This window comes from Rubripirellula obstinata (assembly GCF_001642955.1).
GTDB lineage: Bacteria > Planctomycetota > Planctomycetia > Pirellulales > Pirellulaceae > Rubripirellula > Rubripirellula obstinata.
Window position 1 is genome coordinate 1 of sequence record NZ_LWSK01000151.1, and the last position, 11,987, is coordinate 11,987.

Genomic DNA, 11,987 nt, shown 5'->3' on the forward strand with positions numbered 1-11,987 from the left:
ATAACATTAGACATAGGTTCGGTACCTTTTTGTGGAAGTTGGTAAAGCTATTCAAACTCCCAAAGAGTGTGCCGAACTTTTTCTCGTTAACCAAGCCCGCTCATAGTTTCTCCGCGAAAGATGCGTCGACAAACGCTACTTTTGCGGAGCAAAAGGCGACTATGAATTAGGACCTACTATTTACATCGACAGGCCGCTGAAACGTCCGACCGCCGCCCGAGGCGCGAGGAAGAATGAAAACAGCACTCCAGCCAGTACAATAATCGGAATAAATTCCGTTCTACGTGGAACGTACTTCGACCAAAGTTTCTGAACCGATCCCAATCGGTTTTGTGGTTGTTAAATCACCGGTGCTAATACAGAATCCGAGCGATAGAAAACGTGCGGCAATGCATTTGCCCAACGTTTCGGCAATCATCCGGCGATGAGCGGCCATGGATGCTTTGTTGGTCGGATTGATCGATGCCAAAATCTCAGTTTGCACGCCGTCTTGGCCGACTGACCACAGCACGTACCGCAGCATTCGGCCGTAGATCCCGCGTTGTCGATGACTCTTTGCCACGTTCGCCGCAAACAACCAGCGTTGGCTTGGTTGCAACTGAATTTTCAACCCAAGTTCTGTCTCGCCGAAAGAACCGTTTGCGATCCAGACACCACCGACCGCTTTCCCGCCATCGAATGCCAGGCAGGCTCGGAAAGGATTTTGCTGATCCGAATCAGGCAAACGAAAGAACGTTAGCTCCTCCGCAAGCTTGAACTCTTGCTCGTTTTTACACCACTGAAAACGGATACCATCATCGTACGAAGCTTGACTTGACGATGCGTCCGGGGATGCGAACCGATAAACACCAAACACTCTGGCACGAAACAGGAACTCGGGGACGACACGGTTGATTGCAATGCCGATGACGTAAAGCAATCCGCGGCTCTTCACTTGGGCCAGCATGGCGTCACCGCACCTTGATGACGGGCTGGCTTGGACCGGCGGACTGATCGCGGCTAACAAACCAGCCTTCGGGCGGATCGGGAAGATTGAACGCTCGATGGTAATCTCGTTGGCGTTTTTCGATCCAAGCCAAAGTGTTTTTGTGCAGCGGAACCGGGAAGCGACGAATGGCTTTTCGGGCTAACGTTTTCGCTCTCGAAAAATCCTGTCCCGCCGCGGCGGCCAAAGCCAAGTTGTGCAAAGCTGCGGATTGCGTCGGATATCGATCGACGACTTCCTGCCAAATGATTTCCGCTTCGCCCCAACGGCCAGCGATTGCGAGATCATTGGCCTGGCGAGTCGCTCGGCTGCCGGGTGCAACGTAAGGCGTCGCTAGTTGGACCGTTTGCTGGCGGGTTGATGGCGAAACCAGCCGATAGGATTCGCGAACGACCGCGGATAGCAATGCGTCGTTGGGGTCAGCGACTGCGGTCAAATCTGGGTATCGCTTTGCTGCGGTCACGCCATCGATGACGACTGGTTTCCCGCCGATCGGTCGGTTGTCTTTGACGCTGTACAGTTTCCAGGACACCGCGATCGCTTGATGAGGATCAAACGGGACGAGGCCAAGTTCGTTAAGTTCTTGGTTGTTCACTTTGGATTGATGATTGCGACCTTCAATTCGGCCGCGCAACACGTAATCCAGACCGGCTTGCCGAGCGATCGCGTTGGTGGCCAAATCGCTTGTTGGCAGTTCATTAGTTGGTAACCCTGGCGATTCAGACATCGATTGACCGGTCTTGGGGTCGATGGCTGCTGAAACGAGCTGAATTGCTTGGGGACTTTGCAGCTTCTTGGTATCAATCGCGACCAAACCTCGCCCGGAATCGTCTGGATTCATCGATAGCATTTTTTGGCGGATCGGCCCCGCGATTTCTTCTGGACCGACAACGTCGCTAATCCCAACTCGCTTTCCGACCAGCGATTCCATTTCAGGCGGAGTCCATACGTGCATCGGCGCAGCCACTCGACAACCGCTGGTCAGCGCCAGCGAAACCGAGATCATCAGCAACGTGATCGGTTGCAAAACAACGGAACATGGGAAGGATGTGAACATAACGATGCCAGTTACCCTGTCGCGGGGTGCCAGGTCAAGACGGAATCGTTATTGGTAGGCCGTAGCGAGTGAAGCGAGTTACGGCGGCGTCGCTGAAAAATGCCGTAACTCGCACCGCTCGCTAAGGCCTACTTTTTGCCAGCTTTCCATTGACGCCAGTTTGCGGAAATGACTACAAGCGACCGAGAGCACAAAGTTCTGTCGTTCCCATTCGCTTGTTATCATTCAAGAAGTCAGGTCTCGCAGTGATTCAATCTCACTCATTCACCAACGCGGTTTATTGCTTCGTCGCATTGGTGGCTTCGATTGCGTTACCCACAGCTCTCCGACCGACGTTTGCTCAACTGCCGCCAGGCATGGCGGAAGCCCTGGCGGAAGCCGAAAAACTGCCGTCTGATCCCGCGGCGGTCGTCGCAAAAGTGGGTGAGGACAGCATTTTGTTGGGCGATATTTTGCCTCGAGTCGAAGCGAGGATTGCAGAAGTTGTTGCTAAGAATGGTCAGGAAATTCCCGAAGAACAAATCAAGCTGGCTCGCTACAGCCTAAGTCGCCCGCTGTTGGCCGAAGCGATCCGAAACAAGATGATGCGAGCGTCTTTTTTGAACGACCAAGTCGGAACCGAGAACTTTGACAAGCGAATCGAAGCTGACAAACGTCTTGAATCCAAAGCGATTCAAATGTTCTACGAATCCGAATTGCCTCAACTAAAAAAACAGTACAAGACAAACGATCTATCTGAACTCGACAAACTGCTGCGAGAAAAAGGCAATTCGTTTGAAGGGCGACAACGCGAGTTTGTTGACATGATGCTGGGCCACCTGTACATCCGCAGCAAGGTGGATCGTAAACCCGAAGTATCGATCTCTGAAATCCATCAGTACTATCTCGACAATCAAGAAGAATTCAGCAAGCCAACACGTGCTCGCTGGGAACAATTGTCAGTGATGTTCAGCAACTATGCCACTCGCGAGGAAGCTCAAAAAGTAATCTGGGAAATCGGTCGTGCCGCGTTCTACGGCGGCAACCTGCAAGCGATCGCGAAAGAACGAAGCGAAGAACCATTCGCCAGCAAAGGTGGACTCCATGAATGGACAGCCAAGGACTCGCTTGCGTCCGAAGAACTGAACGAGCAGATTTTTTCGATCGAAACTAACGCGATGAGCGAGATTATCGAAGACGCGAACGGACTGCACATCGTTCGTGTCTTGGAACGCGAAGAGGCAGGCGTCACGGCGCTGAGCGAAGTTCAGGACGAGATTCGGGCAAAGATTCGAGCCGAGAAGATCGCTCAGTCGCAAAGGAAAGTCATGGAAGACATGCAGGAACGAATTCCTGTTTGGTCATTGTTCCCGAAAGACTTGCCCAATGCGTTGCCGCTGCCCGAATCCGTCGCACGGCATCACTTTGGACGAAGCTCGGGAAAGAAGCGATGACAGTCAGCCTACGCCGATTCCTTGCATTCGCAGCGTTAGCATCTGTGTTTTCATTTCCACTCGGCTTCGTCGGGTGCAAGCAGTTGATTTATCGAATCAACAACGACGTCCCCGAAACGTTCGTCCCCAATCCATTGGAATTGCCGCCGGCCGAAGACGATTTTGTCTGGATGCAGGTCATCGATACCGTGGATGACTACTTTCGGATCGTCCGCGAACAACCTGTGCAGAATTCAGGTGACATGATTCTGGACGGATACCTGGAAACGTCGTATCGCATGGGTGCATCGATCATGGAACCCTGGCGCAAAGACAGCACGTCGGGCTTTGAACGTTTGCAGAGCACGTTGCAATCGATTCGTCGGCGAGCAACAGTGACGGTGCGGCCGCAGCCGGCGATGGACGGCCTGATCGGTGGCGGGACAACCGGATATGTGATTGAGGTCGTCGTGCAGAAAGACTTGGAAGACACCGACCGAACACAGTATGCAACCGAAACAACTGGCTCGCTAAGACACGATGGAACGGTTGTGCGACAAGAAGACGCCCTAGACGGCAGCCCCCAAACGCTCGGTTGGATTCCACTGGGACGCGACACATCGCTGGAACAGGCCATCCTGCGCGACATCTTCGAGCGAATCACGAAGCCCGATTCGAAGCGGTTGTTGCATTAGGAACTGCAATCCGTCGGTCCTACCCACTTGGGCACCGCCAAAGCTACAATGTTGTCAGTGATTCTCTGAAGCATTGTTTGGGTGGTTCTTCCATGGCGTTTTTGACTATTTCCGGCGACAGTAGCGATCGGTTCGAATTGACCGAGGTCGAAACGACCCTGGGGCGACATCCTGATTGCACGATCGTTGTCGATGCGGGGGCCGTTAGCCGCTATCACGCGAAAGTGATCGCCGAGGGTGACCAGTTTTTGGTCGAGGATAGCGGAAGCCGAAATGGCACGTTCCTCAATGGCAAAGTCCTCTCGAAAGCCGAACCGCTAAAGCCCGGCGATCGGATTCGTGTTAGCGATGTTGAGTTTGTCTTCAACACCGATACCGTGCCTGAATTCGCTAGACCAGAAACCGAGATGACGTTCGAGGGTTCCAATTTTGGAATCCAAATGGTCGACGAGGGAACCGATAGCCTGTCCGGCGTTTTGCCCAATCTTGGCAGCGAAAATCAATCTCAGGTTGAATTCCGCAGTTCGATTGACGGGCTGAAAATGTCGGCGACTGCGGAAGCCAAACTGGCGGCGTTGATGCAGATCAATCGCGAATTGACCGGCGTACTTGGCGTGGAAGAGGTCTTGCCGAAAGTCTTAGACAGCTTGTTCAAGATTTTCCCTGCAGCGGACCGTGGTTTCATCGTCATGAAAAACGATGCCGGTGACCTGATTCCTCGCTGGGTCAAAAACCGCTCACGACATGACGAAACAGAGACCGTCCGAATCAGCCGCACAATCATCAATCAAGTGATCGACAGTGGCGAACCGATCCTGTCACTCGACGCGTCCGAAGACAGTCGCTTCGATAGCAGTCAATCGATCGCCGACTTTTCAATCAAGTCAATGATCTGTGCTCCGCTGGTAGACGCCGGCGGCAAGGCGTTTGGTGTTCTGCAGATCGATTCGACGGCTGGGCGAGGCCAGTTTCGCGACGAAGACGCTGATTTGCTGGCGGGCGTGGCGGCTCAGGCAGGCATTGTGATCATCAATGCCCGAATGCACGAACAAGCACTGCACCAACGAGAGGTCGAACAAGATCTGAAGCTTGCAACGGAGGTCCAGCAGGCGTTCTTGCCGCAAACGCCGCCGGAGTCTTGTGGCTATCGCGTCCGAAGTTTCTACCAAGCCGCCAACCACATCGGCGGTGACTATTTCGACTACATCCCGTTGTCAGGTGATCGAATCGCGATCGTCGTTGCTGACGTCGTGGGCCACGGTGTGGCGGCGGCAATGTTTATGGCAAAGCTGTCCGCGGAAACAAGGTTCTGCTTGGCAAGTGAACCCGATCTCGCGCGTGCAATCGAGATGCTGAACGATCACATGAGCCGCTTGCATGTTGAGCGGTTTATCACGTTCTTGGTCGTGGTGATCGATCCAGCCAGCGAAACCGCGGCAGTCGTCAACGCGGGCCACATGGCTCCGTTGGTTCGCAAGGCCAGCGATGGATCCTTGGTCGAACCGGGCGAAGAAGAGTCGGGTTTACCAATCGCGATCGACGATGGAATGGTTTATGAAACCGTTGAATTCGAGATGGCTAAAGGCGACTTGGCTGTGCTGTACACCGACGGCATCAACGAAGCGATGAATTCCAAGGACGAAGAATTCGGAATCGAGGCGTTGCGAAAGCTGACGCTGGAAAGCGGTGATGCCGACGAGGTCAAAGATCGCATTGTCAAGGCAGTCCTAGAACACGTTGGCGATAGCCCGCCGTTTGATGACATGTGCATGGTCATCATTGAACGCACAGGCGATGCCCAGCTTCCGAGTCAAACATCAAAGCTAGACGACACGCTCGACGACGACACCCTGGAAAGCCTAAACGAAACGTCCGGCGGCCTGCTGTAGCCCGGAACAAGTTGACGCAGTTCCAGCAATTCAATGTGGTGCCATGCAATTGCCGTAACTCGTTTCACTCGCTACGGCCTACGGTGACGACGCAAAAATGTAGGCCGTAGCGAGTGAAACGAGTTACGGCAGCGTATCGTAGGATTATGCAACTGCCGTAACTCGCTTTACTCGCTACGGCCTACGTTGAACGAAGCAAAACTGTAGGCCGTAGCGAGTGAAACGAGTTACGGCAGCGTATCGTAGGATTATGCAATTGCCGTAACTCGTTTTACTCGCTACGGCCTACGGTGACAACGCAAAAAATGTAGGCCGTAGCGAGTGAAACGAGTTACGGCAGCGTATCGTAGGATTATGCAAACTGCCGTAACTCGCTTTACTCGCTACGGCCTACGATGACGACGCAAAAAATGTAGGCCGTAGCGAGTGAAACGAGTTACGGCAGCGTATCGTAGGATTATGCAAACTGCCGTAACTCGCTTTACTCGCTACGGCCTACGGTGACGAAGCAAAAATGTAGGCCGTAGCGAGTGAAACGAGTTACGGCAACGTATCGTAGGATTATGCAAACTGCCGTAACTCGTTTTACTCGCTACGGCCTACGGTGAACGACGCAAAAATGTAGGCCGTAGCGAGTGAAGCGAGTTACGGCAACGTATCGTAGGATTATGCAAATTGCCGTAACTCGTTTTACTCGCTACGGCCTACGTTGACGATGCAAAAATGTAGGCCGTAGCGAGTGAAACGAGTTACGGCAACGTATCGTAGGATTATGCAACTGCCGTAACTCGTTTCACTCGCTACGGCCTACGGTGACGACGCAAAAATGTAGGCCGTAGCGAGCGAAGCGAGTTACGGCAACGTATCGTAGGATTATGCAAATTGCCGTAACTCGCTTTACTCGTTACGGCCTACGTTGACGACGCAAAAATTTAGGCCGGAACAAGTTTACGCAGTTCCGGCAATCCAACGTAGTGCCATGCAAACTGCCGTAACTCGTTTCACTCGCTACGGCCTACGGTTAACGACATTGAACGACATCGAACGATTCTGCTGCGAACTTTTAGTTTCCGCCCAAGCCACCACCCAGGCCGCCACCACCTCCGCCGCCGCCGAAGCCGCCGCCACCGACGCCTAGACCACCGCCGCCGCCGGCTCCTGCGCCACCGGTACCCGCACCTTCGGCACCGGTGACAAAGTTGAACGTGGTCACGTCGCCAACTTGCGAGAAGAATGGTGCTGGTGAAATTCGTACGTAGCGACGATCGGCTGAAATGATCGCCAGCGTGCTCATACCGGCACCTTCAGGAAGCTGCGTGATTTGAGGTTGGAAACCAACCGCTTGGCGACGCAGTGCGTTGAGTCGCGGGTCAAGTAGCCCGTTGCGGTCGATGCCGGAAAAAGCACCGCCGGTCAAAGCAGCGACATCGCGATACAAATCACGCAATACCTCGCCGTCATCCTGTGGTCCCTCGATCGGATCCGGACCAAACTGGCCCAGCACTTGGCCGCGCATGTTCCGCTTGACGTCGCGCAGGTTTGCCAATTGAGCGTCCGCGATTTCGACTTTGCGTTTTCCGTCTTTGACTTCAAAGATCACCAGAGCGTCTTTCTCGGTCAACGGAATTTCTTTTTGAACAAAGTTCTGTTCCGGGCGACCAAAATCGGTCAGCACTTCGACGCTAACACGACCACTGGTCACATTGCCCCAAACTCGACGGACCAACAATCGATACTGTCCCGTGAACCCTTGCGGGCACAAATACGTTTCCGAAACAGTCCCGTCCTTATCGGACGCGCTGCCGGGGAACGCATCGGCCAACAACGTGCCGCCGCCAGCCGACGAACGATTGTCCAGCGAACACACGGTGCCCGACGGTTCTTCGACCGCCAAGTCAATGTCGGCGTCGCCTGTCCAAGAAACGCGGACAATTACATCATGCGATGCGGCTCGTTTGAGTGATTCATCAAACGCACGCGCCTCGTCGGTTTTTCCTTCTTCGATCAACTGAGCGTGAACCGACCGAGCGATCAATCGAGCTTCATCGACAACCGCGGTAAAGCTTTCAGGCCACGCTTGCGACAAAACACCTTCGCACGCCCACATCAATGCTTCGGACTGATCGAGTTCCTTCGCCAATCGCAGCCCCAACACGTAAGGTTCACGGCGGTAAGGATCCATTCGCGAAACATCTTGGCACAACCGCAACGCCGCTTCATCGGCACCGACTTCTTCCAATCGTGCCGCGACATTTAGAATGTCTTCGGGTGTCTCAGCAAAATCAACTGCCGACAACAACGCTCGCTCGATGTCTTCCACCGGTGCATCGGTCGCCTTCAACACGAGTGCCAAAGCTTGATACATCCAAGGTTGAACATGACCAGCACGAATCGCGCCGGAAATGGCGTCGCGAGCACTGGCGAAGTGTTGCAGCGAAAGTTTGGTGTCGCCTTTTTCTTGTGCCTTGGTCGCACGAGCTGAATACAGACGAACGGTGGAGCGAACGCGGCTGTCCAAGACCGTTAAGTCGATGGCGTTGGCTACTTTCTGATCAGCAAAAAATCGGTCCCAAGCTTCATCGGCCGATTCACCGTCCGCAACTTTGACCTGAATCGGTGTCACGTTAGCCGCGGCACTGGTTGTCGTTTTTGTGGCTTTGGAAACCGGCTTTGATTCCGCTGCGGCAGCTTTCTTTCCAGACGAGGTTTTTTGGCTGATCGAAACGTCATCGGGAACAGCCATCATGCCGCCGCCCATGCCGCCACCCATCATGCCGCCACCGCCCATGCCGCCGCCACCCATGCCGCCGCCCATGCCGCCGCCCATGCCGCCACCCATACCGCCGCCCATGCCGCCACCCATGCCACCGCCCATGCCGCCGCCCATACCGCCGCCCATTTGAATGATTGGGACGACGAGGTCACCGACTGGGTAAACCTTGTTGACAAGGTTTTGCTCAGCGGCTTCGGTCGTGGTGATCTGCATGACTTCGTCTTTGATCATGTAGGTCAAATCGAGGTCGCGTAGCATGATGCGAAGGAACGATCGCAACGAAACATTGGAAAGCGAAAGGTTGACAGGATCTTCAGCCGACATGCCGATTTCATCCAGAGCTCGGTTATCGACAACGATCGGAACGCCATGTCGTTCGCTAATTTGTTGGACTGCGTCGGAAAGAGGCAATTCGACGAAGTTCAACGATGTTTCATCGCCAAGTGCGGCTTGAATCCGTCGTTCGACGTCGTTGTCGCCCACCAATTCGATCGCTCCGTATCGCTCCAAACGACGGCGACTCATTCGACGCCAAACGTCTGCGTCGGGGTACATGACCGGTGGTTCATCGACGAAGGGGATGTGAGCTTTCAAGACGTTGGAGAACACATCGACGAAGTTACGTTCTCGCATTTCGGTGTATCGACGATCGCGAGCGTAGGTTTGCAGCGCCAATGGGTTGTAAGCGAATTGGCGACCCGAAACCGAGTCACGTGTGATCGTGTCACCGGCAAGTCCAGCGAATTCAAGCGACACTTCACCATCGGCTTCTTCGTAGCGGCCTTCGTCCACCAAGGCGTTCAACTGTTGCGAAAGCACCTTCAACGTTGCTTCGCGGCGAAAGGTTTCTTCGATCAAACGCGCCGATGCGTTGGCACCTTGCTGGATCTGTTCAAAGTTACGAAGGCTTTCCGAGTACTCAGCTTCCTGACGGCTGGCGTCTTGAATCGCGGCACGCAGTTGCGATTCCAATTCGTTTCGCAATTGCGGGTCCATGTTCGGAGCCGTTTCAACGTTGGCCAGCATGCCTTTCAGCGAACCGGCAACTCCGGTCGGGTCGCGTCGCATTTGACGATTCGCTGCACGCAACGCCGCACGAACCTCGGCACGCATACGGCCATCGGCTGCACTACGTTCACTACGAACTCGGTCCAGCAAATCGCCGGCTTCTTCCAGCAATTCATCGTCACCAACGGGGGCACCGTAGACTTCAGAGAATCCTGGGTTGTAAATCGGAGGTGCTGCCTGCATCGGGGCAGATTGCATCGGCACGGATTGCATCGGAGCTGATTCGAGCGGCATCGGTGCTGATTCCAATGGTGCTGATTCCAATGGTGCAGTCTCTGTCGCATCCAAACCCATCACGTCGCCGGGCCCTTCAGCAGGCATGTTGTCGGGAACCACTCCAAACGCATCGTCGACCGCTTCACCGCCGCCACCAAAGATGTCATCAAAGCCATCGTTTTGCATGACCAAACGATTGCCAGCGGCGGTTTCCAGAACTTGTGCATCAACATTATTCGGGTCAGCTTGCAGTGCCATTTCGGCGACCGCTTTTGCACCGCGTTTGTTGCCCTGTTGCAACGCCATGTTTCCGGCTTGCACCAGAGCTTCGCTGCGGGCGATCATCACGCGAGCCGTTTCGCGAAGCATCGGCGAACCAGCCGACGCCAACAGTAATCCGTCGTTCTTTTTCGATTCGCCAACCAAGCCGACCAAGAAAGCAAAGTCGGGATGGCTGGTTTCTAATTCAGCATCAAACGACAACCGAATTTCAGATGACGATGTCTCGCCAATCAGAGTCATCTTGCCGCTATCAGAAGCGTTCGATTCCAGTTGACCAATCAGAATGCTGTCGCGATCCAATCGAAGCGGTGGCAAACGGTTGGATTGAACCGACGCCATGCCATCGATTAGTTTTGCGTCGGTCATCCAAATTGGCGACGTCACGGATGCCTTGCCGACCGCCGCGCCCATCAAAGCCGCCGTGGCGGATTCGTCTTGCGAAACAACGGCGATGGTTCCGCCCGTTTGATTGGCCAGGATTCCCATCAGTTCGACGTTGGTGGTCGGGCCGATGGCGATGCTGTGGACTGAAATTCGGTCGGCACGAAGTGCGTCAACGAGAGCACCAAATAGTTTTTGATTGTCGGAGGCTTCAATCGAGTTTCCATCGCCGATGTAAACGATCGATCGTGTACGGGTTTGAGGTTGTCCCACCAACGATGCTCGGACTGCATCGATGACGCCCACCATGTTGGTATTGCCAAGCGGTAATCGGCGGCGAAGGTTGCGAAGCGCCTCGGGCAGCACGTCGTCGGCGGCTTGGAAGTCACCCGACAAATCAGAGGCTCGTACATCACCAGCGAACACTTTCAAGCGATCAGTCGGACGCAGTTTTGTGGCGATCGCACGCAGAGCTTCAGTCGAATCAGACCGAAACGCACCAGCTTGGCTGGCCGAGGTATCGACGATCACAACGACATCGGCCGACGCTTCGCTGACCGCGCCCAGCAACGATGATTCCGCGGTCGGCTGAATCGACGCTGCGAAAAAGCGATCCGCAGGCTTCCCATCGACCTCTTGATCGAAGGTCGCGATTCGGACATTCGCACCGTTTCCAGGCGATGCATTTTTTGCAGTCGAATTCGGAACGGATTGACCTGAACAGAGCGGGACCGTCATCAGGACGGCGGCAATGGCCAACGTTTTGGCAACCAAAGTATTGGTAAATTGGGCGAAAGGGCTCAAACCCATGAGAAAAGTCTCCGAGTGTCCGATTGGAGGATTTGGAAAGGCAGTCCGAGTCTATTCGGCAAACCGGCCGTTCGCTATGGAAAAACCATGCTTTCATGCCGGTCAGCCCATCAAAGAAACGGTCGTGTGAACTGTATTTCCTGTTGTAAGTGTTGCAAAGTGCAACATGCCAGAGCAATCTGCCGCACTCGATCGGATCAAAGTGGACAAAAGCTGGCTCTCACGAACAATAATGCGATCGGTGTGCCAAAGAGGAAATTGGGCAAAACGATGAGGGGGCAAAACGATGGTGCGCGGCAATCATGCTGCGGCAATTGCATGGATCGTTTAACCGCGTGGGCATCGCCTGGGCCGCTAAATCTTTGGTATTGACATAGTATTTTGCAATTAAGAATTTGTTCCGCTTTCAGTCCAATGCC

Annotated in this window: 6 protein-coding genes; 3 read left to right on the plus strand and 3 right to left on the minus strand. The window is 54.2% G+C overall.

Annotation, left to right across the window (positions count from 1 at the left end; translation table 11 throughout):
- Positions 1-280: 280 nt before the first annotated feature.
- Positions 281-946, minus strand: coding sequence for a GNAT family N-acetyltransferase (locus RC85_RS22775; RefSeq protein ID WP_068267046.1), 666 nt, complete (start codon positions 944-946; stop codon positions 281-283).
- Between the two features lie 4 nt (positions 947-950).
- The gene (locus RC85_RS22780; RefSeq protein ID WP_068267047.1) at positions 951-2,042 is read right to left on the minus strand and encodes a tetratricopeptide repeat protein; all 1,092 of its coding nucleotides are present in this window, start codon (positions 2,040-2,042) and stop codon (positions 951-953) included.
- Between the two features lie 245 nt (positions 2,043-2,287).
- Between RC85_RS22780 and RC85_RS22785 the strand changes: the two genes are divergently transcribed.
- The 3 genes from RC85_RS22785 to RC85_RS22795 all read left to right on the plus strand — a co-directional run bounded on the left by RC85_RS22785 (position 2,288) and on the right by RC85_RS22795 (position 6,038).
- Positions 2,288-3,475, plus strand: coding sequence for a peptidylprolyl isomerase (locus RC85_RS22785; RefSeq protein WP_235033148.1), 1,188 nt, complete (start codon positions 2,288-2,290; stop codon positions 3,473-3,475).
- A complete protein-coding gene (locus RC85_RS22790) occupies positions 3,472-4,149 on the plus strand; it encodes a hypothetical protein (protein WP_238383207.1) in 678 nt (225 codons plus the stop codon). The genes RC85_RS22785 and RC85_RS22790 overlap by 4 nt, the downstream gene beginning before the upstream one ends.
- 92 nt (positions 4,150-4,241) lie before the next feature.
- Positions 4,242-6,038 (plus strand): SpoIIE family protein phosphatase, encoded by a 1,797-nt coding sequence (locus tag RC85_RS22795; RefSeq protein ID WP_068267048.1) that lies wholly within the window; start codon positions 4,242-4,244, stop codon positions 6,036-6,038.
- A gap of 1,063 nt (positions 6,039-7,101) precedes the next feature.
- Here RC85_RS22795 and RC85_RS22800 read toward each other — a convergent pair.
- Positions 7,102-11,568, minus strand: coding sequence for a hypothetical protein (locus RC85_RS22800; RefSeq protein ID WP_068267049.1), 4,467 nt, complete (start codon positions 11,566-11,568; stop codon positions 7,102-7,104).
- Positions 11,569-11,987 lie beyond the last annotated feature (419 nt).

Excerpts from the sequence above, each read along its gene's own strand:
- RC85_RS22780 (WP_068267047.1), bottom strand. The coding sequence starts at position 2,042 with ATGTTCACATCCTTCCCATGTTCCGTTGTTTTGCAACCGATCACGTTG.
- RC85_RS22795 (WP_068267048.1), top strand. The coding sequence starts at position 4,242 with ATGGCGTTTTTGACTATTTCCGGCGACAGTAGCGATCGGTTCGAATTG.
- RC85_RS22790 (WP_238383207.1), top strand. The coding sequence starts at position 3,472 with ATGACAGTCAGCCTACGCCGATTCCTTGCATTCGCAGCGTTAGCATCT.
- RC85_RS22775 (WP_068267046.1), bottom strand. The coding sequence starts at position 946 with ATGCTGGCCCAAGTGAAGAGCCGCGGATTGCTTTACGTCATCGGCATT.
- RC85_RS22800 (WP_068267049.1), bottom strand. The coding sequence starts at position 11,568 with ATGGGTTTGAGCCCTTTCGCCCAATTTACCAATACTTTGGTTGCCAAA.